Source organism: Sphingomonas caeni (assembly GCF_026013415.1).
Lineage (GTDB): Bacteria > Pseudomonadota > Alphaproteobacteria > Sphingomonadales > Sphingomonadaceae > Sphingomonas > Sphingomonas caeni.
In genome coordinates, this window is the sequence record NZ_JAPDOK010000008.1 from 1 (window position 1) to 24,163 (window position 24,163).

Annotated in this window: 29 protein-coding genes; 21 read left to right on the plus strand and 8 right to left on the minus strand. The window is 66.2% G+C overall.

Features of this window, described 5'->3' with window-relative positions; translation table 11 throughout:
- Positions 1–181: 181 nt before the first annotated feature.
- From OF829_RS16805 to OF829_RS16820, 4 genes are all read left to right on the plus strand, one after another.
- On the plus strand, positions 182–616 hold the full coding sequence (locus tag OF829_RS16805) for a hypothetical protein (RefSeq protein WP_264941293.1): 435 nt from the start codon (positions 182–184) through the stop codon (positions 614–616).
- Positions 607–2,037 (plus strand): ImmA/IrrE family metallo-endopeptidase, encoded by a 1,431-nt coding sequence (locus OF829_RS16810; protein ID WP_264941294.1) that lies wholly within the window; start codon positions 607–609, stop codon positions 2,035–2,037. Before OF829_RS16805 ends, OF829_RS16810 begins: the two co-directional genes overlap by 10 nt.
- Before the next feature lie 194 nt (positions 2,038–2,231).
- Positions 2,232–2,756 carry a hypothetical protein gene (locus OF829_RS16815; RefSeq protein ID WP_264941295.1) on the plus strand — a complete coding sequence of 175 codons (525 nt, stop codon included), beginning with the start codon at positions 2,232–2,234 and terminating at the stop codon, positions 2,754–2,756.
- Complete coding sequence (locus OF829_RS16820) at positions 2,757–4,121, plus strand: phage terminase large subunit family protein (RefSeq protein WP_264941296.1); 1,365 nt, start codon at positions 2,757–2,759, stop codon at positions 4,119–4,121. It begins immediately after the preceding gene.
- A 15-nt stretch (positions 4,122–4,136) separates the two neighbouring features.
- Here the strand turns inward: OF829_RS16820 and OF829_RS16825 are convergent, their stop codons facing one another.
- On the minus strand, positions 4,137–4,796 hold the full coding sequence (locus tag OF829_RS16825; protein WP_264941297.1) for a GcrA family cell cycle regulator: 660 nt from the start codon (positions 4,794–4,796) through the stop codon (positions 4,137–4,139).
- A 66-nt stretch (positions 4,797–4,862) separates the two neighbouring features.
- Between OF829_RS16825 and OF829_RS16830 the strand changes: the two genes are divergently transcribed.
- The 11 genes from OF829_RS16830 to queE all read left to right on the plus strand — a co-directional run bounded on the left by OF829_RS16830 (position 4,863) and on the right by queE (position 14,074).
- Positions 4,863–5,705, plus strand: a complete 843-nt coding sequence (locus OF829_RS16830) for an ABC transporter permease (protein ID WP_264941299.1) — start codon at positions 4,863–4,865, stop codon at positions 5,703–5,705.
- A gap of 13 nt (positions 5,706–5,718) precedes the next feature.
- On the plus strand, positions 5,719–6,141 hold the full coding sequence (gene arr / locus OF829_RS16835; RefSeq protein ID WP_264941300.1) for an NAD(+)--rifampin ADP-ribosyltransferase: 423 nt from the start codon (positions 5,719–5,721) through the stop codon (positions 6,139–6,141).
- A gap of 233 nt (positions 6,142–6,374) precedes the next feature.
- The gene (locus OF829_RS16840) at positions 6,375–7,748 is read left to right on the plus strand and encodes a patatin-like phospholipase family protein (RefSeq protein WP_264941301.1); all 1,374 of its coding nucleotides are present in this window, start codon (positions 6,375–6,377) and stop codon (positions 7,746–7,748) included.
- A 151-nt stretch (positions 7,749–7,899) separates the two neighbouring features.
- Positions 7,900–8,292: a GIY-YIG nuclease family protein gene (locus tag OF829_RS16845; RefSeq protein WP_264941302.1), complete on the plus strand. Its 393-nt coding sequence runs from the start codon at positions 7,900–7,902 to the stop codon at positions 8,290–8,292.
- A gap of 107 nt (positions 8,293–8,399) precedes the next feature.
- Positions 8,400–9,596 (plus strand): aspartate aminotransferase family protein, encoded by a 1,197-nt coding sequence (locus OF829_RS16850; protein WP_264941303.1) that lies wholly within the window; start codon positions 8,400–8,402, stop codon positions 9,594–9,596.
- A gap of 153 nt (positions 9,597–9,749) precedes the next feature.
- Entirely contained in the window at positions 9,750–10,667 is a 918-nt protein-coding gene (gene argF, locus OF829_RS16855) for an ornithine carbamoyltransferase (protein ID WP_264941482.1), read from the plus strand.
- Between the two features lie 36 nt (positions 10,668–10,703).
- The gene (locus OF829_RS16860) at positions 10,704–11,117 is read left to right on the plus strand and encodes a hypothetical protein (RefSeq protein ID WP_264941304.1); all 414 of its coding nucleotides are present in this window, start codon (positions 10,704–10,706) and stop codon (positions 11,115–11,117) included.
- A 36-nt stretch (positions 11,118–11,153) separates the two neighbouring features.
- Positions 11,154–12,080: an Hsp33 family molecular chaperone HslO gene (gene hslO / locus OF829_RS16865; RefSeq protein ID WP_264941305.1), complete on the plus strand. Its 927-nt coding sequence runs from the start codon at positions 11,154–11,156 to the stop codon at positions 12,078–12,080.
- Between the two features lie 98 nt (positions 12,081–12,178).
- The gene (locus OF829_RS16870; protein WP_264941306.1) at positions 12,179–12,580 is read left to right on the plus strand and encodes a DUF3617 domain-containing protein; all 402 of its coding nucleotides are present in this window, start codon (positions 12,179–12,181) and stop codon (positions 12,578–12,580) included.
- Positions 12,581–12,749: 169 nt separating this feature from the next.
- Complete coding sequence (queC, locus tag OF829_RS16875; RefSeq protein ID WP_264941307.1) at positions 12,750–13,445, plus strand: 7-cyano-7-deazaguanine synthase QueC; 696 nt, start codon at positions 12,750–12,752, stop codon at positions 13,443–13,445.
- A complete protein-coding gene (gene queE, locus OF829_RS16880; protein WP_264941308.1) occupies positions 13,442–14,074 on the plus strand; it encodes a 7-carboxy-7-deazaguanine synthase in 633 nt (210 codons plus the stop codon). The genes queC and queE overlap by 4 nt, the downstream gene beginning before the upstream one ends.
- Positions 14,075–14,229: 155 nt before the next feature.
- On the opposite strand, the gene OF829_RS16885 is transcribed toward queE, so the two are convergent.
- From OF829_RS16885 to lipB, 3 genes are all read right to left on the minus strand, one after another.
- Positions 14,230–14,922, minus strand: coding sequence for a hypothetical protein (locus OF829_RS16885; protein WP_264941309.1), 693 nt, complete (start codon positions 14,920–14,922; stop codon positions 14,230–14,232).
- Between the two features lie 447 nt (positions 14,923–15,369).
- Positions 15,370–15,609: a hypothetical protein gene (locus OF829_RS16890; protein ID WP_264941310.1), complete on the minus strand. Its 240-nt coding sequence runs from the start codon at positions 15,607–15,609 to the stop codon at positions 15,370–15,372.
- A gap of 86 nt (positions 15,610–15,695) precedes the next feature.
- Entirely contained in the window at positions 15,696–16,352 is a 657-nt protein-coding gene (lipB, locus tag OF829_RS16895; protein ID WP_264941311.1) for a lipoyl(octanoyl) transferase LipB, read from the minus strand.
- Positions 16,353–16,478: 126 nt separating this feature from the next.
- Between lipB and OF829_RS16900 the strand changes: the two genes are divergently transcribed.
- Positions 16,479–17,273, plus strand: coding sequence for a hypothetical protein (locus OF829_RS16900; protein ID WP_264941312.1), 795 nt, complete (start codon positions 16,479–16,481; stop codon positions 17,271–17,273).
- Entirely contained in the window at positions 17,270–17,998 is a 729-nt protein-coding gene (locus tag OF829_RS16905; RefSeq protein ID WP_264941313.1) for a hypothetical protein, read from the plus strand. Before OF829_RS16900 ends, OF829_RS16905 begins: the two co-directional genes overlap by 4 nt.
- Here the strand turns inward: OF829_RS16905 and OF829_RS16910 are convergent.
- The 4 genes from OF829_RS16910 to OF829_RS16925 all read right to left on the minus strand — a co-directional run bounded on the left by OF829_RS16910 (position 17,962) and on the right by OF829_RS16925 (position 20,351).
- The gene (locus OF829_RS16910; protein WP_264941314.1) at positions 17,962–18,561 is read right to left on the minus strand and encodes a GNAT family N-acetyltransferase; all 600 of its coding nucleotides are present in this window, start codon (positions 18,559–18,561) and stop codon (positions 17,962–17,964) included. The genes OF829_RS16905 and OF829_RS16910 overlap by 37 nt on opposite strands.
- A 100-nt stretch (positions 18,562–18,661) precedes the next feature.
- Positions 18,662–19,498, minus strand: coding sequence for an oxygen-dependent coproporphyrinogen oxidase (gene hemF / locus OF829_RS16915; protein WP_264941315.1), 837 nt, complete (start codon positions 19,496–19,498; stop codon positions 18,662–18,664).
- Positions 19,499–19,669: 171 nt separating this feature from the next.
- Positions 19,670–19,891, minus strand: a complete 222-nt coding sequence (locus OF829_RS16920) for a pentapeptide repeat-containing protein (RefSeq protein ID WP_264941316.1) — start codon at positions 19,889–19,891, stop codon at positions 19,670–19,672.
- 10 nt (positions 19,892–19,901) lie between these two features.
- Positions 19,902–20,351: a tRNA (cytidine(34)-2'-O)-methyltransferase gene (locus OF829_RS16925; protein WP_264941318.1), complete on the minus strand. Its 450-nt coding sequence runs from the start codon at positions 20,349–20,351 to the stop codon at positions 19,902–19,904.
- Between the two features lie 327 nt (positions 20,352–20,678).
- Here OF829_RS16925 and petA point away from each other — a divergent pair, with 327 nt between their 5' ends.
- The 4 genes from petA (at position 20,679) to OF829_RS16945 (ending at position 24,020) form a co-directional block, all read left to right on the plus strand.
- Positions 20,679–21,230, plus strand: a complete 552-nt coding sequence (petA, locus tag OF829_RS16930; RefSeq protein WP_264941319.1) for a ubiquinol-cytochrome c reductase iron-sulfur subunit — start codon at positions 20,679–20,681, stop codon at positions 21,228–21,230.
- A gap of 11 nt (positions 21,231–21,241) precedes the next feature.
- Positions 21,242–22,498: a cytochrome b gene (locus OF829_RS16935; protein WP_264941320.1), complete on the plus strand. Its 1,257-nt coding sequence runs from the start codon at positions 21,242–21,244 to the stop codon at positions 22,496–22,498.
- 16 nt (positions 22,499–22,514) lie between these two features.
- A complete protein-coding gene (locus OF829_RS16940) occupies positions 22,515–23,369 on the plus strand; it encodes a cytochrome c1 (protein WP_264941321.1) in 855 nt (284 codons plus the stop codon).
- A 99-nt stretch (positions 23,370–23,468) separates the two neighbouring features.
- Complete coding sequence (locus tag OF829_RS16945; RefSeq protein WP_264941323.1) at positions 23,469–24,020, plus strand: adenine phosphoribosyltransferase; 552 nt, start codon at positions 23,469–23,471, stop codon at positions 24,018–24,020.
- The last annotated feature ends 143 nt before the right edge of the window (positions 24,021–24,163 follow it).

Consider the following 24,163-nt stretch of genomic DNA (forward strand, 5'->3'; position numbering starts at 1 on the left):
GGTGGGCGGGAGGGGGAGAATGGTGGGGATAATTTGCCGGGAGAGGGCATTCGTAATCTGTGGCCAGATTAGTCATTCTCCGACGCGTTCTCGTCAATGCTCGCGTGAGTGTGCCGGAACAAATACGGGACTTGAGATGTAGGAGTTCACCGTCAATAGTGCCTAGGCAGGGGAGGGGACCTTGGCACTACCAGCGATAGCGGCTGCAGCACCTAAACGAAAATATGATAAGGGCGAGCGGCGCTTCAAGCATGTGGGCCGGTCCAATGAGCCCGAGATTCGCTTTTCGCCTGGCAATCCGAAGATGTGGGTCGGCAAATGCCCGAGGACATTGAGCGCGGCGGATCATGTCCGTCTCGTCAACGAAGCCCTAGCCGGGGATAATGGCGATCGAGAGATTGACGTCCCCAAGCGTCTCTATGTTGTACACGAAGGTGCAATCTATGAGGCGATAACCACCGACAGGGGCTATTCCTATCACGGATACCCATATCGCGGGAAACTTGCTGGCGGCTTGATTGATGCGTTAAGGGCTCAGGCTACGGCAAAAGAGTGCGTCGATCGTTTTGATGCGTGGGTGAAAGAGCACATCGAGGTGCATGGGTCATGGGCATGAGCGCCCCGCGTTTGTCGTTCGATATCGAGCCGCTCGCTTCGGCGGGCCGGATCGCGACTGCACGCCTGTCGATTTCGATCGACGGGACGGCGGTTTGGCCAGTGCTCGGCGAGACTGGGCAAGGCCTTGAAATTCAGATCGACGATTTGCTCGCTTATTTCACCGAATACTGGAAGCCGCTCATTCTTAGGCAGGTCTATCCGATCCCGGTGAATCCCTATCGCCCTTCCGACCTTCGCCGTGAAGCTGTCGTTCGCTGGGCCGCGCTGGGCGGTGCGATCGCCGAGCGGGAAGAAACGGCTGTGTCGGCGTTCGAAGATGCGCATGATCTCTCGCGGAGCTTCGGGGGCCTGTTCGGACTCCCGCATTTCTGGATGATGCGGTCCGGCAACCAGATGATCGTCGAGACCGCTGGTCGTACATGGCACCTCCCCTTCGCCGAGACCTGTGAGGAACTGGGCTCCGCCGGCGACTGGATCCGCGACCGCCTCGTGCAGTCAGATCCCGTGAAGTGGGCGCGCGCGGCGGACGCCTGGGCGTCGAGGGATCACGGCGATGCGGCCGGCCTGCTTGCCTGGTCTGCCGGGCTGGACCGCGAACTGGCGCAAGCCCTTATATCGGAGGGCGCGCTCGAGGCGCCTCAAAGCTTCACCGATGCCGCCAACGATAACGATGAGCTGCGGATTGCGGCGCGAATGGCCGGCGCTTTACCGGAGGATCAGATCCGCGAGATTCTGAGCATGGCTCGCGGTTTCAAGGGGCGAGAGGCCGGGGCGCTCGTCGAGCTTTCGACGGAATGCACGAAAACACTTCTGGATCGCCGGATTTATCCTCCCTTCGTGCAGGGCGAAGTGGCAGCGGCTCGGGCGCGAGAAGTGCTGCATATCGCCTCTAACGAGCGTGCCGATATTTTTGCCGTGGCGAAAGCTCTGGGGGTGGAGGTTCGTAGCCTGGTGGTCGAGCCGCGTTCGTTTGACGGCCTTGCGATCTGGGGAACCAAATACGGGCCGGGAGCCTTTCTCAATACAGGAAGCGGCCGTCATCGCGTGAGGGAAGCGATTCCTCCGGAAGAGAATGTGAGCCTGCGCGTCACGCTCGCACATGAGCTTTGTCATCTTCTGCTGGACGGAGATCATACGCTTGGGGCGATCGAGGTGCTGAAGAGCCGAATGCCTCCGAGCGTCGAGCAGCGCGCCAAGTCGTTTGCGGGCGAGTTCTTGCTCCCAACCAGCTCGGCAGCCGCGCTTTGGATCGAGAAGGGTCGGCCTTCGGGCAGGCAGGCTCTGGAGGAACTCGTCGAGGAATTGGCCCGTCAGTACGGAGTAACGCGAAGCGTTGCGGCGTGGAAACTTCAACATGCTGCCCAAAGCCACGAGGTCGATCTCGACGCGATCCTGGACTCGATCGCCCCCCGGCGCTGACCCCCGCACCAAGTTAATGCTCGGCAACTGGGCTGAACGCGGGGCAGATTCGGGATATAAATCCCCTCAGGTGCGGATCGGACGCGTTCAAAGCTATCGCTCTCAAGGCAGGAAATAACCAAATAGGTTAACTGCTCTTGCAATGTAGGAAACCATCTGGTTCTTCCGCGCTCAAATAGCGCGGGGGCGGATCGATGAGGGACAAGAGCGTGGCGCTGGCGGGGAAGAGCCGGCGGGTGCAGGTGCAGACCGAGCGGAAGGACGCCTTCTCCGCCGAGAAGAAGCAGCGGTTTCTCGATCATCTGGCGGGATGCTGTAACGTCAACCGTGCGGCGGAGGCGGCTGGGGTCGCGAACACGACCGTCTTTCGTCACCGGCGGTCCGATCCGGCATTTGGGCAGGCTTTCGCCGAAGCGCTGGAAACCGGCTATGACGCGCTGGAGGCGATGATGCTGGAGCGCGCGGCAAAGGGCGGACGCTATGAGCCCGGGCCCGATGCGGAGACCGCGCCGGGGCCCGAGACGGTGGATATCGCGCTGGGGCAGTTTCTGCTCGGACTGCGCCAGCGCGAGCTGGGGCGGCGGACCGGCAATTCCGCGCCGAAGCTGCAGCGCGCAAGCGAGAGGGAGTTGACCGAGGCGATCCTGCGCGGGCTGGAGCTTCGCGCACAAGGGAAACGCAAGGCGCGAGGCAAGGGCAAAAAGGGAGGGAGCGCGTAAGTGACGCGCGACCAGAAGGGTTTGCTGGCGGCGGTCGACAGACTGACGCGCGCGCCTGCGGATGACCGGCGCTATGTGGTGCGGCGGCTGAGCGTGCCGCAACGGCGGGCCTTGCTCGAATTCTGGCCGGCATGGCTGCATGGCGGGCAGGCGCCGCCGGCGGGGGACTGGGCGGTGTGGCTGATGATGACCGGGCGCGGCTTCGGCAAGACGCGCGCGGGGGCGGAATGGGTGAGCGCGCTGGCGCGGGCCGATGGGGGGCTGAGGATCGCGCTGGTGGGAGCGACGATCGAGGACGCGCTCCGTGTGATGGTGACCGGCGTGAGCGGGGTGATGCGGGTGGCGCGGACCGGCGAGACGGTGACGCTGGTGAAGAGCGAGCGGCTGGTGCGCTTTCCGTCGGGGGCGGAGGCGCGGCTGTTTTCGGGGGCGGACCCCGAGAAATTGCGCGGGCCCGAGCATCATGTCGCCTGGTGCGACGAGATCGCCAAGTGGCGGCATCCGCAGGCGACATGGGACAATCTGCAACTGGGGCTTCGACTTGCGCCTGCGGCGGGCTCGGGGCTCGGCGGCATGCCACGCACGCTGGTGACGACGACGCCGGGGGCGGTGCCGCTGCTGGTGCGGCTGGAGCAGACCGCTGCGGTGACGCGGGGGCGATCGCGCGACAATCCGCATGTCTCGCCGGCGTGGGTGGCGCGGATGGAGGCCGAGTATCGCGGCACGCGCAAGGGGCGCGAGGAGCTGGACGGCGAGCTGATCGGCGAGGCGGAGGGCGCGCTGTGGAGCCGAGCGCTGATCGAGGCGTGCCGGGGGGCGGCGTTTGCGGGGCCCGAGGGGGCGGAGGGCGGGCGGCACTTCCGGCGGATCGCGATCGGGGTGGATCCGCCCGCCTCGGCGCAGGGCGATGCGTGCGGGATCGTGGCGTGCGCGGTGGCGATGGACGGGGTGTGCCATGTGATCGGCGACCATAGCGTGCGCGGGCTCTCGCCCGAGGGCTGGGCGGGGAAGGTGGCCGACGCGGCGACGGCGTGGGGGGCGGACCTGGTGGTGGTCGAGGCGAACCAGGGCGGGGACATGGCGATGAGCGTGCTCAAGGCGCGCGACGCCGCGCTGCCGGTGCGCAAGGTGTTCGCGCGCTACGGCAAGGGCGACCGGGCCGAGCCGGTGGCGATGCTGTTCGAGACCGGGCAGGCGGGGGTCGCGGGGAGCTTTCCCGAGCTCGAGGACGAGCTGTGCGCGATGACGCGGGGCGGCGGCTATGCGGGGGCGGGGCGCTCGCCCGACCGGGCGGACGCGATGGTCTGGGCGATGAGCGCGCTGATGCTGGGCGGGAAGGGGGAGGCGCGGGTGAGCCTGGTGTGACCCGCGCCCCTCGCCTCAGCGCACCCGCGGGCCGCCGAAGGGGAGCGGCGGGGGCGGGCGGCGGTCGCGGCGGGGGAGTTGCGCCTGATAGGCATGGCCGCAATGATCGACGCAATAGGGGAAGCCGGGGTTCACCTTGTCGCCGCAGAAGTGGAAATCGGGCTCGCCCGGATGGCCGAGCGGCCATTTGCAGATGCGGTCGTTGAGATCGAGCAGCGTCGTCTTGCCCGCGATCGCGTCGCTCGGCTTGGCGGGAACGAGGCGGCGCGGCGGGGCGGGCTGGATCGGCGCGGACTGCTCGCCGGGATTCTGGCGCAGGAAGCCGCCGGGGCCGACCGAGCGCATCGTGGGGCCGTCGGGCTTGGCCGCGGCGGGTTCGGCATCGCCCGCGGGGGAAGCGGCGGCGGCGGCGGGGGCCGCCGCGCGCGGGGCGGCAGGCTCGGGCGCGGCGCGCGGGACGGGCGCGGGGCGCGGCTCGGCGGGCGCCGAAGCGGCGGCGGCCTTGGCCTCGTTCGGCTTGACCGGCGAGGGACGCGCGGGAAGGCCCAGGCGGTGCGCCTTGCCGATCACCGCGTTGCGGCTCACGCCGCCCAGCTCCTCGGCGATCTGGGTGGCGGTCAGCCCGCTATCCCACATCTTCTTCAGCGTCTCGATACGCTCGTCGGTCCAGCTCATTATCGTCCTTACCTTGCGGCCACTCTTACTTGCGGCCTTCGTGGCCAGCCGTTACGCGAACGCCTCATGACCAGCCAGCCTGAAATCGGCGAACCCAGTATCCCACCATTCGGCGTGCCGGTGATCCGCAACGTCAATTGGGGAGGGCTCAGGACCCTCTATATCAAGGAGGTGCGCCGATTCTTCAAGGTGCAGCTCCAGACGGTATGGGCGCCCGCGGTCACGACCCTGTTGTTCCTCGTGATTTTCACCGTGGCGCTGGGCGGCGGCGGGCGGACGGTGAGCGTCCAGGGGCATGAGGTGCATTTCGCCAACTTCATCGCGCCCGGGCTGATCGTGATGGGGATGCTGCAGAACGCCTTCGCCAATGCCAGCTTCTCGCTGCTGGTGGGCAAGATCCAGGGGACGATCGTCGACTATCTGATGCCGCCGCTCTCGATCGGCGAGCTGCTCGCGGCGCTGGCCGGCGGATCGGTGACGCGCGCGGTGTGCGTGGGCGGAACGGTGTGGCTGGCGATGGCCCTGTGGGGCGTCGACGTGACGCCGCGGCACTTGTGGGCGGTGGCGTGGTTCGGGCTGCTCGGCTCGCTGTTCCTCGCGCTGATGGGGGTGCTGACCTCGATCTGGGCGGAGAAGTTCGACCATGCCGCGGCGGTGACCAACTTCGTGGTGGCGCCGCTCGCTCTGCTCTCGGGCACCTTCTATTCGGTCGAGCGGCTGGCGCCGGCCTTCCAGACGATCAGCCATTTGAACCCCTTCTTCTACATCATCTCGGGCTTCCGTTACGGCTTTCTCGGCGTCGCGGATTCGCCGATCCTGCTCGGCAGCCTGGTGATCCTCGGGCTCGATATCGCGCTGGGGCTGTTCTGCTACTGGCTGCTGCGGCGCGGGTGGAAGATCAAGAGCTGAGGGTTTCCGGACGATGACCGACGTGCTGGAGAAGGGGCCGTTCTTTCACGGCACGATCGCGAATCTGCGCGTGGGCGATTTGCTCACGGCGGGATACCGCTCGAACTATCGTCCCGAAGTGGTGATGAACCACGTTTACTTCACCGCCAAGGTGGAGGGTGCCGGGCTTGCCGCTGAAATCGCGGCGGAGCTCGCCGAAGGCGGCGCAGTCCCGCGGGTCTACGTCGTGGAACCGACCGGGGCATTCGAGAATGACCCGAACGTGACCGACAAGAAATTTCCGGGCAACCCGACCCGGTCGTATCGCAGCAGCGCACCGCTCAAGATCGTCGGCGAAATCGAGCATTGGCCCAGGCTGACACCGGAAGCGCTGCAGTTGTGGCGAGAGCGGCTGACTGCACTACCCCCGGAGGAACGAGGCGAAATCCTCAACTGACGCGCGGCGAGACGCATCGTGTAACGACTTCATATTCGTCATCCCCGCAAAAGCCGGGATGGCGGTTGAAGGGTCCGGCAGCGAGGCAGGCTAAAGCGACATAAAAATAAAATGATTACTTTCGATACAGCCATTTTGAATAGGTAAAATGTCGAACCGATGTTCGGCGGTCGATTGTAGTTTCCTCGCCACTATTATACGCTTCCCCAACGGGCACTGTAGGGGGATTGACCATGTATCGCAGCGGACGGATCGTGGCGGGCGGACTGCTCTTGATTGGCGCCAGCGGATGCATGCATCCCCGGCCCGCGCCGGTGGGCGCGTGCAACTATCGCGCGATCCCGCTCAGCGTCGATTCGGGCGGGCTCCAGCCGACCCAGCCGACGCCCGAACCCGATGCGATGACCAGCGAACTCCGCACCGTCTTCCAGGCGCAGGCGGCGAGCCACGACACCGCCCCCGCGGGCAGCGCCGCGACCACCCCGCCCGAATATCTGGTGCTCAGCGGCGGCAGCCAGCATGGCGCGTTCGGCGCGGGCTTCTTCTACGGGCTGCCGAGCGTCCCGAGCTACGACGTCGTCACCGGGGTCAGCACCGGATCGCTCCAGGCGACCTTCCTGTTCCTCGCCAACCAGCCGGTGCCCAAGGACCGCAGCTATGGCTGGGTCGACGGCCCGCTCGCGGACATCATCAAGCCCGGCACCTCGAACCCCGGCGACCTCGCGCTCGCTTACTCGATCGCCAAGGAAGGCGACATCGTCACCCCGAGCAAGGGCGGTTTCCTCGGCGGACTTGCCAAGGGCGCGATGGCGAGTTTCGGACCCCTGCGCGCACGGCTCAAGGCAGCGATCTCGCCCGATACGCTGCGCCTCGTCGCCGAGCAGGGCGCGGCGCCCTATAACCGCAAGCTGTTCGTCGGCACGGTCAATCTCGACGACGGCCGCGGCTATGCGATCGACCTGACCGAGCTTGCCGCGCGGATCGACACGCCGGCGTGGAAGGGCCGGACGGGCGAGCTGCAGGATTGCTATGGCGATGCGCTGATCGCCTCCTCCTCGGTGCCCCCCGCCGCCTATCCGGTGACGCTCGAGATCCAGGACGGGCAGGGCACCCGCACCAACCTCTATATGGATGGCGGCGCGCGCTTCGGCGTATTCCTCGAACCGATCCTCGCGGCGCTCGGCGACAAGGTGGCGAAGGATGCGCGGGTCGATGTGATCGTCAATGGTGGTCTCTATGGCGGCAACTGGACCGCGGACGGCAAGCCGGTGACCGAATGGTCGTCGCTGACGGTGGCGATGCGCGCGGTCGATATCCTCGAGAACCAGGTCTATCGCTTCTCGGTCGCCAATACCGAGACATACGGCCTGCGCCATGGCGGGGTGCGGATGGCGTTCATCAGCAACCAGAACCTCGCGCCCGGCGCGGTCGATCCCAACGACTATGTCTTCCGCGGCAAGAGCTGCGCGGCGTGGAACGTGATCGACAATCTGCAGAAGCCGCTCGAATTCCACCCCAATTACATGGCGTGCCTCTCGCAATACGGCACCTCGCGCGGGGCGGCCCAGCAGTGGAACTGGGTGAGGGACCGGCACGCGGGGCAATAGGGGGCGGGGGCATTCCCACCGGATCGTCATCCCGGCGAAAGCCGGGACCCAGGGTCTCAGGCGGCACCGTTTTTGGCTCTGGGCCCCGGCTTTCGCCGGGGTGACGGTAGAGGGGCTTGCGTCACTTGGAACATTATGAGAACATTCGGGCATGGAAAAGCTGCCCGCGGTTTATATCGTCGCCAGCCGGCGCAACGGCACGCTCTATACCGGCGTCACCTCCGACTTGATCGCCCGCATTCACCAGCATCGCAGCAAGAGCTTCAAGGGGTTCACGGCGGAATATGGCGCCGACCGGCTGGTGTGGTTCGAAATGCATGGTGAGATGGAATCCGCGATTGTTCGCGAGAAGCGGATCAAGGAATGGAAGCGGGCGTGGGAATTGGCGTTGATCGAGGCAGCCAATCCGACGTGGCGCGATCTGGCCGAGGATTTCGGGTTTCCGGCATTGCCCGAACCGCCACCGTCATCCCGGCGAAAGCCGGGACCCAGAGCCGCAGGCGATGCCGTTCGAGACTCTGGGTCCCGGCTTTCGCCGGGATGACGATAGGGGGCTTCCCCACGGTGTTGACGCGTAACGGCACCGAATCGTAAAAGCGCGCTCCGGCGGCTCCCGGTGGGCCGCCTTTTTTCGTTTCAAGGAGAAGCCCCGTGACCATCACCCCGCTCATGCCCGTCTATCCCCGGTGCGGGGTGCGGCCTGTGCGAGGCGAGGGGTGCTATCTGATCGGCGAGCGCGGCGAACGCTATCTGGACTTCGCCGCGGGGATCGCGGTCAATGCGCTCGGCCATGGCCATCCGCATCTGGTGAAGGCGATCGCCGATCAGGCCGCGACGCTGATGCACGTCTCCAATCTCTACGGATCGCCGCAGGGCGAGGCGCTGGCGCAGCGGATCATCGACAATTGCTTCGCCGACACGGTGTTCTTCACCAATTCCGGCGTCGAGGCGATCGAGTGCGCGATCAAGACCGCGCGCCGCTATCATTATGTGGGCGGCAACCCGCAGCGGCACAAGCTGATCACCTTCAAGAACGCGTTCCACGGCCGTTCGATCGGCGCGATTTCGGCGACTGACCAGCCCAAGATGCGCGACGGCTTCGAGCCGCTGCTGCCCGGCTTCGACTATGTGAAGTTCAACGATCTCGAAGGCGCGATCGCCGCGATCGACGACGAGACCGCGGGCTTCCTGGTCGAGACCGTCCAGGGCGAGGGCGGGATGACCGCGGGGACGATGGCGTTCATCCAGGGCCTGCGCAAGGCGTGCGACGAGCATGGCCTGCTGCTGATCCTCGACGAGATCCAGTGCGGATACGGCCGCACCGGCAAATTCTTCGCGTACGAGCATTACGGGATCGAGCCGGACATCATGACCGTCGCCAAGGGCATCGGCGGCGGCTTCCCGCTCGGCGCGTGCCTCGCCACCGAGGAGGCGGCCAAGGGCATGGTGGTCGGCACGCATGGCTCGACCTATGGCGGCAATCCGCTGGGCATGGCGGCGGGGCAGGCGATCCTCGACGTGATGCTCGAGCCCGGCTTCTTCGAGCATGTCGCCAAGATGGGCGACCGCCTTCGCCAGGCGTTCGAGCAGCTGGTGCCCAACCATGATCATCTGTTCGAGGAGATCCGCGGCAAGGGGCTGATGCTCGGCATCAAGCTCAAGGAGCCTGCGGTCAGCCGCGATTTCGTGGCGCATCTGCGCGACAATCACGGGCTGCTGACGGTGGCGGCGGGCGAGAATGTGTTCCGCGTGCTCCCGCCGCTGATCATCGAGGAAGCGCATATCACCGAGTGCATCGAGCGGCTGAGCGCGGGCGCGCGGTCGTATGCGCCGCCGAGCGATGATTGATGATTGTTCAAATCCTCCCCCGGAGGGGGAGGGGGACCAGCGAAGCTGGTGGAGGGGTAGTCTCCACAAGCGATAGACCATCCCTTGAGGAGACTACCCCTCCGTCATGCTTCGCATGCCACCTCCCCCTCCGGGGGAGGATTTGAGGTGACTATGCGCCATTTCCTCGACCTTTCCGACGCCGGCCCCAACGGCATCGCCGCGATGCTGAACGACGCGCTCGACCGCAAGGCCGCGCGTGCCGGCTTTCCCAAGGGCAGGGCCGATAGCGACGCGCCGCTCGCCGGGCACACGCTGGCGATGGTGTTCGAGAAGAACTCGACCCGCACCCGCGTCTCGTTCGACATGGCGATCCGCCAATTGGGCGGCAGCTCGGTGATCCTCGATGCGGGGACCAGCCAGCTCGGCCGCGGCGAGACGGTGGCGGACACCGCGCGGGTGCTCTCTGGCTATTGCGACGCGATCATGGTGCGCACCGACGATCACGCCAAGCTGCTCGAAATGGCCGAGTTTGCCAGCGTGCCCGTGATCAACGGGCTCACCGACGCCTCGCACCCGTGCCAGATCATGGCGGACCTGCTGACGATCATCGAGAGCGGGAAATCGCTTCCCGGGCTCAAAGTGGCGTGGCTCGGCGACGGCAACAATGTTCTCGCCTCGATCATCGAGGCGGGCGCGCTAATGCAGTTCGACGTGGTCGCGGCGTGCCCGCAGGGCTTCCAGCCGCCCGAGAGCGACGTGGCGCGCGGGCAGGGCCGGGCGCGCGTGGTCGGCGATCCGCGCGAGGCTGTCGAAGGGGCCGATATCATCGTCACCGACACCTGGATCTCGATGGGCCAGGCGCATGCCGAGACCAAGCTCGCGGCGATGATGCCCTTCCAGGTGACCGAGGCGCTGATGGCCGCGGCGGCTCCGGACGCGAAGTTCCTCCACTGCCTCCCCGCGCATCGCGGCGAGGAGGTGACCGAAGCGGTGATCGACGGGCCTCAATCGCTGATCTGGCCCGAGGCGGAGAACCGGCTGCACGCGCAGAAATCGGTGCTGCGGTGGTGCTTCGGGCAAATCGGTTGAGGTGAAATGCCGCCCCGCATCGTCGCTCTCAGGTTCATGCTGCTGGTCTCGATGCTGCTGGTCGGATGGGGCGTGGCTGCGGTTTTGATCGCACGGGTTTTGGGCTGGTGGGAGGGCGTGCCAACCCCGCCCGTTCTCATCGGCATTGTCGCACTCGCCACCGCCTTTGGAGCCCTCGCGCTTTCGCGCCGCGTTACTCAGGATCGATGGAAGCTTGCGGCGTCGTCGCTGATATGGACCGGCACCGCAGCGGTCATCGGACTGCTTACTTTGCCGCTCTGGGATTTTCTGCTGGTTCCTCCGCGCAGCGAATGGCGGGATTCCCTGCCCGGCTTCAGCCAAATCATCGGAGCGTTGGGATTCCTGCTAGTGGTTGCGACCAGCGGGCTGGGCCTCGGCTGTGGTTTGTGGGGCCTTCTCTATCTGCGAGGGCGGCGGCGCTCGGCCTGAGTTGTTTCGCCGCCGCGCCGCGCCTACGTAGCCGCCGTGACTGAAACGACCCCCGCCGCCCCCGATCTCGACCGCGCGATCGGCTTCACCATTCCCGAACGCCATGCCCGGGGCCGCCTGGTGCGGCTCGGGCCGGTGCTCGGGCAAATCCTGCATGCGCATGCCTATCCGCCCGCGATCGAGCTGATCCTCGCGGAAGCGCTGACGCTCACCGCTTTGCTCGGCTCGCTGCTCAAGGATGCGGGGGGACAGCTCACGCTCCAGGCGCAGACGCGCAATGGCGTGATCAGCCTGCTCGTGTGCGATTATCGCGGGGGCGAGATTCGCGGCTATGTCCAGTACGATGCCGACAAGATGGCCGAGGCGGGGCCCAGCCCCTCGCTGTTCGCGCTGTTCGGCACCGGCTATCTCGCCATCACCTTCGATCAGGCGGCGACCAAGGAGCGCTATCAGGGGATCGTCCCGCTCGACGGCGATTCGCTGGCCGCGGCGGCGGAGAGCTATTTCCTCCAGTCCGAGCAGATCCCCAGCCTGGTCCGGCTCGGCGTCCATCGCGGCGCCGATGGCGAGCTGGTCGCGGGCGGCCTGTTTCTCCAGCATCTGCCCGAGGGCGAGGAGGGGCGCGAGCGGATTCACACGCGGCTCGACCATCCCGAATGGGAGCATGTCGCGGCGCTGGGCGGGACGATGGCGGCGGATGAGCTTGCCGATCCCGCGCTCCCGCTCGAGACGCTGATCTGGCGGCTGTTCAACGAGGAAGAGGAGGTCCGCGTGCTCGGCGAGACCGCGCTCGGCCGCGGCTGCCGCTGCGACCCCACCTATATCGCCTCGGTCATCGCCAAATTCGGCCCCGAGCAGCGCGCCGAGATGGCCGATGCGAACGGCATCATCACCGTCGATTGTGCCTTTTGCGCACAGCAATTCCCGGTGTCGCTGGCCGACGTCGTTACACCGCCGTTGTAATCGCGTCCGCCGCCGCCATATCTTCGTATAGGAAATGGGCGCTGATTCGGCTGGGGAGCCGATGCCCTTTCACCTGGGGGGCGGGGAGTTCGGGGTTTATGCGATTGCGGCGTATCCTGCGCCCGGCCGCTGCCGGTGCGATCCTGTTCCTGTCGCTGGGCAGCGCTCCGGCGCAGCACAGCGGCCTGACCGCGCTCAACACGATCGAGCGCGGCCAATGGCAGCTGAAGCAGGCCGATGGTTCGGCGCGCAAGCTCTGCCTCACCGCGCCGGTGGCCTTGATCCAGCTGCGCCACGCCGGGCAGCAATGCACGCAGACCGTGCTCGACAATAGCCGCGACGCCGCCACGGTGCGCTATGAATGCCCCGGCCATGGCTATGGCCAGACCACCGTCTCGGTCGAAACCGCGCGGCTGATCCGCGTCGAGACCAGCGGAATCGTCGACGGCATGCCCTTCCAGGACGAATATGAGGGCCGCAAGCTGGGGCCGTGCGGCTAGCCCAATTGTGGCAAAATCTTGTTCATGATATATTTACCATTGTTGCGCTAGGAAGGGATCGTTCCTCCTGGAACATTCCTCTCTGGCAGGGTTTTCCCGAAAACTAGGGGTCGCTCCGGCGGCCCTTTTTTCTTGGGGCCGCGCGCAAAAAGGATTAGCGCACCGCGCCATGGCCAATCCCGATCCCGCGCCTGTCGCCGTCGTCCTCGTCTCCGGAGGGCTCGATTCGATGGTTTCCGCCGCGCTCGCGCGCGAGGGCGGCTACCGGCTGCTCGCGCTGTCGATCGACTACAACCAGCGGCACCAGATCGAGCTGGCGGCGGCGCGGCGGATCGCCTCGGCGCTGGGTGCGGAGCGGCATGTCGTGCTCCCGCTCGACCTGCGCGCGTTCGGCGGATCGGCGCTCACCGCCGATATCGATGTGCCGAAGACCGGGGTGGGGGAGGATATCCCGGTCACCTATGTGCCCGCCCGCAACACGATCTTTCTCAGCCTTGCGCTCGGATGGGCCGAGGCGGCGGGCGCGCGCGACCTGTTCATCGGGGTCAATGCGCTCGATTATTCGGGCTATCCCGATTGCCGCCCCGAATTCATCGCCGAGTTCGAGAAGCTCGCCGAGGTCGCGACCAAGGCGGGCGTCGAGGGGCACCCTTTTCGCATCCACGCCCCGCTCCAGGCCATGACCAAGGCCGATATCGTCCGCGAGGGCGCGCGGCTCGGGCTCGACATGGGCATGAGCTGGTCGTGCTACGACCCCGCGCCGGGCGGGCTGCATTGCGGGCTCTGCGACAGCTGCCGGATCCGCGCGCGCGGGTTCGAGGAAGCCGGGATCGCCGACCCGACGGCCTACGCCGAGACCGTATGAGCTATGCCGTAAAGGAGATGTTCCTCACGCTCCAGGGCGAGGGGGTGAATGCCGGCGCGCGCGCGGTGTTCGTGCGCTTCGCCGGATGCAATTTGTGGAGCGGGCGCGAGCAGGACCGGGCGACCGCGGTCTGCCGCTTCTGCGACACCGAATTTGTGGGGACCGACGGTGCGGGCGGGGGCAAGTTCGCGGATGCCGGGGCGCTGGCCGACGCGGTGCTGGCGGCTTGGGGCGAGGGCCGCTGGGCGCGCTTCGTGGTGCTCACCGGGGGCGAGCCGATGCTCCAGGTCGACGACGCGCTGGTGGATGCGCTCCACGCGCGTGGCTTCCGCATCGCGATCGAGACCAACGGCACGCTGCCGGTGCATCCCGGGATCGACTGGGTGTGCGTCAGCCCCAAGGCGGGGAGCGAGGTGGTCCAGCGCCGCGGCGACGAGCTCAAATTGGTCTGGCCGCAGCCCGGCACCGATGTCGCCGACCTCGAGACCTGGGACTTCGCGAACTTCCTGATCCAGCCGATGGACAGCCCCGAGGCCGAGGCCAACACCCGTGCCGCGGTGGAATTCGCGCTGGAGCGGCCGCGCTGGCGGCTCACGCTCCAGACGCACAAGTTGCTGGGGTTGCGGTAGGGCGGGGCGGTTTTCCCTGATCGTCATCCCGGCGAAAGCCGGGACCCAGGGTTACAGGCGATGCGCTGCTTGTCTCTGGGTCCCGGCTTTCGCCGGGATGACGGATAGGGTGCGGTGAACGATGACGGAGAGGGTGAAGCGGGCGCGCTAACCCCTCAAAGCTCGGGCGGAATCTTGAACGGGCCGCATTTCTTGACCTGATACACGTCCTTCTTCCAGCACATCTCGTTGGCGAAGGGCGGCATCGGCTGCTGCGCCTGGATGGGGCGGATCTGGGTGCCGGGCCAGCGCTGCTCGCCCCAGGGCACCAGGCTGTTGCGCAGCTCGCGCATCCGGTTTTCGGCGACATCGCCCAGCGTGCCCGGCTTGGCGAACACCGCGGCATGGCCGATCGATCCCGCCGCGGTGCAGAAGGTCAGCTGCGCCGATACGGTCGAGAAGCCCGAATAGACGCGGGTGCCGTAGCGATCGAGCTCGGTCTGGCCCACCTTGCGGTTGTTCTTGGCCATGCGGATGAAATATTTCTCGAGCGTCGCATAGGCGGCGCGCAGCTCGGTCTGGTGATCGCGCAGGATCGCGTTGTAGTTGCCGAGCGTCAGCAAGGTCGGCTCGAACTGGCATTGCAGCGCGGCGACGTTGAGCGCGGCGCGCAGGTTCCAGGTGAGCGCGGCGCGCAATTCGGCGGGGGTCGCATCGGGCAGCGCCGGGCCGGTGATGCCGGGCTCGGTCCCCGTCACCCGCTCGCCGCGCAGATCGGCGGGCTTCATGAAGAATTGCGCCGAGGCCGGCGCTGCGGAAACCAGGCCGGCGGCCATCGCCAGCATGAACATGATACGCGACACGGACATCTATCCCCTCTTGCCTCTATCCCCGGATTGGCTGGTTAGGGTCTTTTGATTGCAGGCCCAAGAGTCTTTTTGTGTCAGTCGTGCGCAAGCTGCGTCGAAATGCGGCGCTTTGGTTGGGTTCGGTTTGTTCTGAAACGGTGCGGTGCCAGCCCGTCCCCTGCCCGGTTGCACCCTGGACGAGGCTATCATTTTTCATTCCTCCCCCGGAGGGGGAGGTGGCAGGCGCAGCCTGACGGAGGGGTAGTTTCCATACGCGATGCCGTCGCCTGCGGAGACTACCCCTCCACCGCTTCGCGGTCCCCCTCCCCCTCCGGGGGAGGAATTGAGAAATGCTCGTTGGTCTCGGGCCCCTCGAGGCTGCAGGTGGCCAAAAAACCACCCCAAAACCAAAAGAGCCGCCCGGTTGCCCGGGCGGCCCTGTCGAACAGATCGTCGCTTGCGCGAGGATTAGTTGGTGGTGTTGGTCGTGGTCGTCTCGGTGGTGTTCGCCGTGACGGTGGTGTTCTCGGTCGCGTTCGCCGCGTCCATGCCGGTCATCGTGTCTTCGGCGACAACGTTCTCGGTGGTGACTTCTTCGGTGGCGACGTTGTTGGTGGTGACGGTGGTCGCACCGCCGCAAGCGGTGACCATCAGGCCGGCGCCGGCGATCATCGAAACCGCAACGACCTTCGAAAGAATTGCACGCATTTAGAGCTCCCTAGATAATGGATTCGGGTGGCGGATGCCTTTATTCCCCAAACCAAGGTGGACATTAGACGGTTCGGTCCGAACCCTCAAGACCCGATTGGCCCCAAACTGTCCAAAAATGGCAAAAATGTGGCAAAAAGCGACGAATCGAGTTGTTCTGCCGTAATTGGCCGTCCGAGCGCTGCCGCGCTGGTCACCGGAAACTCGGCGATTCCGCACGGAACGATGCCGCCGAAGTGGCCGAGATCGGGATCGAGGTTCACCGCGAAGCCGTGGAGCGTCACCCATTGGCGGATGCGCACGCCGATCGCGCCGATCTTGGCCTCGCGCCCGCCATCGAGCGTCCAGATGCCGATCCGGCCGGGCGCGCGGAACGCCTCGATCCCCAATCCGCCCAGCGCGGCGATCACCCAGCCTTCGAGCGCATGGACATAGCAGCGCACATCCTGGCGCCGCTGGCGCAGGTCCATCACGACATAGCCGATCCGCTGTCCGGGGCCGTGATAGGTGTAGCGCCCGCCGCGCCCGGTGCGGAACACGGGGAAGCGCGGATCGAGCAGCTCGGCGGCGTCGGCGCTGGTGCCCGCGGTGTAGACCGGCGGGTGTTCGAGCAGCCAGACCAGCTCCTGTGCCGTGCGCGCGCGCACCGCATCGGCGCGCGCCTCCATTTCCGCCAGCGCCACGTCATAGGGCACGTGATCGGGCGAGACGCGCCACTCAATCTCTTCGAAACCGTTCGTCATTAAGCGCCGATTGCGCCGCACGCGCGGTTTGCGCAAGCATTGGGGGCAAGCATTGGCAAGAGTCGGGCGCGGCGCTAACAGGGGTTGGGGATCGCCCGAAGGGGAAAGCGTTTTGCCATGGTGAAGATGGGCACCGTCTGGGATCGGACGGCCGAATTCCTGACCGACAATTTCGCCGCCATTCTGCCGATCTCCCTGCTCGCCTATTTCGTGCCGCTGTCGATCCAGGGCAGCCTCGAGCCGGTGATGGAGAATGCGAGTGCGGGGCTGGCGCTGACGCTCAGCCTGATCGGGCTGGCCTTTGCAGGGCTGGTGACCTGGGGCTGGCTGGCGATCACCGCGATGGCGCTCGACCATCCCGGCGATCCGGGTTCGGTGGGGCTCAGGCGGCTGGTGCCGGCGCTGCTCGTGTCGGTCGTCACCTTTGGCGGGATCTGCCTGCTGGCGCTGCCGCCGATCCTGACCGTGGGCGTGAGCGGGCGCGGGATCGACGATCTCTCGATGTCGCTGCCGCTGCCGGTCTTGTGGGCGCTTTCGATCTATTGCCTGCTTGCGATCGTCGCCGCGGTCTGGCTGACCGCGCGGCTGATCCTCGCCTATCCGGTGGTCGTCGCCGAAAAGGCGATGTTCGGCGCGATCCCGCGCAGCTGGCGGCTGACCCGCGGGGTGGCGCTGCCGATCGTCGGGGTGACCCTGCTCTACGCGATCGTTTCGACCGTCGCGACGCTGGCGACCAAATTGGTGTTCGGATCGGTCTTCACCCTCGTCGCGGGGCCCGGCGGCGCGCTCAGCCTGTCGAGCGTGCTCACCTCGGTGATGGTCGCGGCGGTGCAGACCGCCTTCTTCGCGCTCGTGCCGGTATTCGCCGCCAAGCTCTATCAGGCCCTGATCGGCGCCCAGCACAGCGCCGCGCGCGCATGAGGCTGCGCCTTTCGGACATTTTCGCGGACGCCGCCGCACTGTGGCGCGGCGGGCCGCAACTGCTGGTGACGGTGGCGGCGGTGTTCTTCATGCTGCCCCAGCTTGCGCTGTTCCTGTTCGTCGGCCCGATGAAGCCGGTCGATGGGCTGGACGAACAGGCGGTGCTCAACCTGTGGCTCGACTATTTCCAGCAGAACCTGCTCTGGTTCGCGGCACATTATATCGCCGAATCGATGGGGGTGGGGACGCTGCTGCTGATGCTGCTCGATCCCGCGCGCCCGAGCGTGGGCGAGGCGATGGCGCGGGGCTTCCGGCTGCTGCCTGGGCTGATCGCGGCGCGTTACATCGCGTCGCTGGCGGTCACGCTGGGTCTGTTCGCCTTCGTCGTGCCGGGTTGCTATCTGTCCGGGCGCACCTTCGTCACCAGCGCCGTCTATCTGCGCGAGCGCGAGCGCGGGCCCGTGAACGCGATTTTCGCGGCGTTCGGGCGAACCCATGGCAATGGCTGGCCGCTGTTCCTTGTCGTCTTCACCGCCTGGGGGTTGTCGGTATTCGGCGGGGGGGCGCTGATGCCGCTGGCGGTCGCGGCCGAGCCGCTGGGCGAGCTTGTCTCGGGCCCGCTCAAGGCGTTGACGGCGGCGGTGATGGCTGCGGCGATGCTCTTCGCGGTGCTGCTCGAAGCCGCGGCCTATCGCGCGCTGCCGCCGCCCAGCACGGGGATGTGAGGCGCGGCTTCGGCGGGCAGGATCCCCGCGAGGCGCGGATCGGCGAAGCTTTCGACCATGCGCTTGAAGGGCACGAAGCCGTGCCGCCGGTAGAAGCGCAGCGCGCCGGGATGATCGAGCGTGCAGGTATGCACCCACACGCGCGCGACCCCCTTGCGCCACGCGAGCGTAAGCGCCTGGTGCATCAGCCAGCCGCCATGGCCCTGGCCGTTGAGCTCGGGGACGAGGCCGAAAAAGCCGAGCTCGCAGGTTTCGGCGACGCGGAAATCGAGCTCGAGCATGCCGACCTCGATCCCGGCGCGATCGGTGACGGCGTAGATCTCGACCGCCTCGTCCTCGATGATCGCGCGCAGCCGTTCCTCGTCCATCACCAGCCGCGAGAACCACAGCCAGGGCTCGCCGACGCGGCGGAACAGCGTCTTGTAGCGTGCGGGCGAAGGCGCGTGCCAGCGGACCAGGGCGAAGGGGGAGGGCGGGGCCGGGCGTGGCGCGGGGCGCGTCAGCATCTCGAGCGAGGTGACGATGCACGCCACCTGCTCATCGGGGACAGGGATCAATCCCATGCCGAATACTCGTCATCCCGGCGAAAGCCGGGACCCAGAGCCGCAAGTGACGCGCTCTGGGCTCTGGGTCCCGGCTTTCGCCGGGACGACGAAAAGAGATTTACTCCCATGCTGCCAGCGGAGGCAGGCTCATCAGGATTGCATCGACATTGCCGCCGGTCTTGAGCCCGAACAAGGTGCCGCGATCGTAGATGAGGTTGAACTCGGCATAGCGCCCGCGCCACACGCGCTGCTGCGCCACTTCGGCATCGGTATAGGGCATCGCCATCCGCCGCCGGACGATGCGCGGGAAGATGTCGAGGAACGCGCGGCCGACGTCCCGGGTGAAGGCGAAATCGGCATCCCAGTCATTCTCGAGATGATCGTAGAAGATGCCGCCCACCCCACGATGCACCTGGCGGTGGGGGATGTAGAAATAATCGTCGGCCCATGCCTTGAAGCGCGGATAATGGCCGGAGTCATGCGCATCGCAGGCGGACTTCAGACGTGCATGGAAGTCCGCCGTGTCTTCCGCGATCGGCAAAGGCGGGTTGAGGTCTGCGCCGCCGCCGAACCAGCGTTTGGTGGTGCACAGGAAGCGCGTGTTCATATGGACCGCGGGAACGTGCGGGTTGGCCATGTGCGCGACCAGACTGATGCCGGTGGCGAAGAATGCCGGGTTCTCGCCCGCCCCGTGGATGGTCTTGGCGAAATCGCCTTCGAAGCTGCCGCCCACGGTCGAGACGTTCACGCCGACCTTTTCGAACACGCGGCCCTTCATCACGCCGCGCACCCCGCCGCCGCCGTCCCCGGAGGGATCGGCGCGGTCCCAGGCGATATAGTCGAAGCTCGCGTCCGATCCGGCCTCGCGTTCGATCGATTCGAATTCGGCGCAGATCGAATCGCGAAGCGATTCGAACCAGGTGCGGGCGGCCTGTTGCTGAGAGTCGAGTTCCATGCGGGCGCATTGCCGTCGGTTTAGGGGGAAGTCGAGCCTCGGGCGGGCAGCTTTCATATTGAATCGTCATCCCGGCGAAAGCCGGGACCCAGAGTCACAAAGATTGCCCTGCTTGGCTCTGGGTCCCGGCTTTCGCCGGGATGACGGTAAAAGGTTCGGCCCTGCTTCGCTCTAGTGGCAGCCGTCTTCCTCCAGCGCCTTCCTGATCATCGCGCCGACATCATAGCCGAAGATCGTCAGCCCCTGGATATTGGCGTTCTCGATCCGCACCCCGGAAAGATTCACATCCTCGAAACTCGCCCCCGCGAGATTGACGTTGTGGAACCGCGCGCCGGCCAGGTTCACATCGTCGAACACCGCATCGGTCATCCGTCTGTTTTCGAATCGGTCCATCATTCCCTCCTCAACGGGGCCAGCCGCCGGTTTGCCGCAACGCCTCGGCCAATGCGATTCCTGCCGATACGCCGAGGTTGAGCGACCGCACCTCGGGCCGGATCGGGATCCGCACGCGCAGGTCCGCGCGGTCGTGCACCGCATCGGGGGCGCCCGAGCCCTCCGATCCGAACAGCAGCACGTCGCCGGGCCGGAATACGGTCTCGTCGAGCCGTGCCGCGCCCTTTGTGGTGAACAATATGATCCGCCCCGCGGTTGCGGCGAGGAAGGCGTCCCAATCGACATGGCGCGTGACCGGGACGTGATCGATATAGTCCATCCCCGCCCGCGCGACCCTGCGGTCGTCCCAGGCGAAACCCATCGGTTCGATCAGGTCGACTCCCGCGCCGAAACAGGCGGCGGTGCGCAGGATCGCGCCGACATTCCCGGCGATTTCGGGTTGGTAGAGGGCGATGCGCATGACGCTCCTCTAGAACGAGACGGGTCCGGGTTGAACCATCTCCGTCATCCCGGCGGAAGCCGGGACCCAGGGTTACAGACGATGCGTTGCTTGGCTCTGGGTCCCGGCTTTCGCCGGGATGACGATTGATCCGGAGGCGTCCGCTCCAGCCGTGGCGAGGCCCTGCGTCACTCCCCCGTCAAAATGCTGTTGGCAAAGCCGCGTTCGCGCGTCTATCAGCGCCCCGAGCCACCGGGGGCACCGGGCGGCTGGGAGGCGCGCAAGCGTCTCATGTCCGGTTTAAAAAGCGCGTCCGCGCCCATTTGTTCGAAGTGCAAGGGCTGAAGCATGGCAACTGAAGACGATCCGTCAGGTCTAGAGAATCCGCGCCGCCGCGATTACCTGACCTACGCTGCGGTTTCTGTCGCGGGCGTCGGTGCGGTGGTGGCCGTGCTGCCGCTGATCAATTCGATGAACCCCTCCGCCGATGTTCTCGCCCAGTCGACCACCGAGGTCGATGTGTCGCAGATCGAGCCCGGCCAGGCGATCAAGACGTCGTTCCGCAAGCAGCCCTTGTTCGTGCGCAACCTGACCCCGGCGGAGATCGCCGCGGCCAACGCCGTCAAGGTTTCCGAGCTGCGCGATCCCCAGACGCTCGCCGAGCGCACCAAGGAGGGCAAGGCCAACTGGCTGATCACCCTGGGCGTGTGCACCCATCTCGGCTGCGTCCCGCTGGGCGCGGGCGAGGGCGAGGCGCGCGGCGATTTCGGCGGCTATTTCTGCCCGTGCCACGGTTCGCACTACGATACCGCGGCGCGCATCCGCAAAGGTCCGGCGCCGAAGAACCTCGCGGTGCCGGCGTATAAGTTCGACACCGACACCAAGATCACGGTGGGTTGAGGAAACCGAGAATGAGCTTTCCCTGGGCACGCCATTACGAGCCGAAGCACCCGCTGATGCAGTGGGTCGACGAGCGGCTTCCGCTCCCCCGCTTCGTCTATAACGCGATCGGCGCCGGCTATCCGGTGCCGCGCAACCTCAATTACTGGTGGAATTTCGGCGTCCTTGCCGGCGTCGTGCTGGTGATCCAGATCGTCACCGGCATCGTGCTGGCGATGCACTTCCATTCGAGCGGCGCGGAAGCGTTCAACTCGGTCAATGGCGGCATCATGCGCGACGTCAACGGCGGCTGGTTCCTCCGCTTCGCGCACGCCAACGGCGCCTCGATGTTCTTCGTGGTGCTCTATATCCACATGTTCCGCGGGCTCTATTACGGATCGTACAAGGCGCCGCGCGAGATGGTGTGGCTGCTCGGCGTCGTGATCTTCCTGCTCACCATGGCGACCGCGTTCATGGGCTATGTGCTCCCCTGGGGGCAGATGAGCTTCTGGGGCGCGCAGGTGATCACCGGCTTCTTCTCGGCGATCCCGGTGGTCGGCGAATGGATCCGGGTATGGCTGCTCGGCGGCTATGCGCCCGACGACGCGACGCTCAACCGCTTCTTCTCGCTCCATTACCTGCTGCCGTTCGTGATCGTCGGCGCGGTGATCCTCCATATCTGGGCGCTGCACATTCCGGGTTCGTCGAACCCGACCGGCGTCGAGGTGAAGGGCGAGCAGGATACGGTGCCGTTCCACCCGTACTACACCGCCAAGGACGGGTTCGGGCTCGGCGTGTTCATGGTGATCTACACCGCCTTGATCTTCTTCGCGCCCGACCTGCTCGGCCATCCGGACAATTACATCCCGGCGAACGGGCTCTCGACGCCCGCGCACATCGTGCCCGAATGGTATTTCTGGCCCTTCTACGCGATCCTGCGCGCCTTCACGGCGGACTTCATCCTGCCGGCGAAGCTGTGGGGCGTGCTGGCGATGTTCGGCTCGATCCTGATCCTCTTCTTCCTGCCCTGGCTCGACAAGTCGCCGGTGCGCTCGGGCAATTACCGGCCGCTGTACCGCCTGTCCTTCTGGGTGCTGATCGTTGACGTGCTGGTGCTGGGCTTCTGCGGCGGTTCGCCCGCCGAGCCGCTCTACGTGATGCTCAGCCAGATCGCGGCAGCCTATTATTTCGCGCACTTCCTGATCATCGTGCCGATCATCTCGCGGATCGAGACGCCGAAACCGCTGCCCGGCTCGATCACCGAAGCCGTGCTCGGCAAGAGCGCGTAAAGGGGAAATTACGATCATGCTTCCGCTTTTCGTCCGCTCGATCAAGTTCCTCGTCGGAGGGGGCTTCATCTTCGTGCTGCTGATCGCGCTGTACGGCACGATCACCGCGGAGAAGCCCGCCGTGACCGCCGAGCAGGAATTCCACCTGCACCCGAAGGAGGATGTGACATTCTCGTTCGACAATCCGGTGCTGGGCAAGTTCGACGTCGCGCAGTTGCAGCGCGGCTATCAGGTCTATCAGGAGGTCTGCGCGGCCTGCCACTCACTCTCCCTGGTCTCGTTCCGCGAGCTCAAGGGGCTGGGCTATAACGACGCGCAGGTGAAGAAGCTCGCCTCGGACTTCGACAACCACGCCAAGCAGCCCACGCTCGATCCCAAGACCGGCGACCGCGGCGAGCGCGGCAACCTGCCCTCGGATCATTTCCCGCACATCCCGTACAGCGGCAACGGCACCCCGCCCGATCTCTCGCTGATCACCAAGGCGCGGCATGGCGGCGCCCGCTATGTCTATTCGATCCTGACGGGCTATGCCGACCAGAACGGGTACAAGAACGAGAAGGGCCAGGAACTGCTCAGGGAGTTCCCCGGCGCCAAGTCGCCCCCGGGCACCTTCTTCAATCCCTATTTCGCCAATCTGAACATCGCGATGCCCAAGCCGCTGACCAGCGACGGGCAGGTGACCTATCTCGACGGCACCCGCGCGACCGTGCCGCAGATGGCGCAGGACGTTTCGGCCTTCCTCACCTGGGCGTCCGAGCCGACGATGGAGACCCGCAAGCAGACCGGCCTCGCGGTCGTGCTCTTCCTGCTCGTCACCACCTTGCTCGCCTTCGGTGCCTATCGCACCGTCTGGGCCGGCGTGAAGCACTGATCCAGAACCGTTCGGCCCCGGACCCGGTCCGGGGCTGACGAACCGCTCGCGATCGCAAGCAGCCCTTCGACAGGTTCAGGGCGAACGGAGGAAAGAGTCATGGACGCCGCCGTAGCGCTCGCCAACGAGGACATACGGCGGCGCATCCGCACCATCCCCGACTTTCCCAAGCCCGGGATCATGTTCCGCGACATCACCACGCTGCTGCTCGATGCAGAGGGGTTGGCGCTCACGATCGAGCGCATGGCCGATCGGGTCGCGGGGCCGGTCGATCTGGTCGCGGGGGTCGAGGCGCGCGGCTTCATCTTCGGCGCGGCGCTGGCGGTGAAGCTCGGCACGGGCGTGCTGCTGATCCGCAAGGACGGCAAGCTGCCGGGCGCCACGATCGCCGAGGAATATGCCCTCGAATATGGCCATGACCGGATCAACATCCATGCCGACGCCTGCGCCCCCGGCGCGCGGGTGCTGCTGGTCGACGACCTGATCGCGACCGGGGGCACCGCCCGCGCCTCGGTCCGGCTGCTCCGCAAGGCGGGTGCGGTGGTGACCCAGGCGGCGTTCGTGGTCGATCTGCCCGAGCTTGGCGGCGCCGATGCGCTGCGCGCGGATGGGATCGCGGTCAGCTCGCTGGTGGCGTTCGAGGGGCACTGAGCCCGTAGCTGGAGTCCGATGACATGACATTGCTCCGCTCGTGGAGATAGATGGGGGACTGCCCCCTATTTGTCGGGCTTGGGGGGAAGAGACGCATCTCGTCATCGACGCCTATCTGGTCGCGCGTTATGTCGAATGGCTTC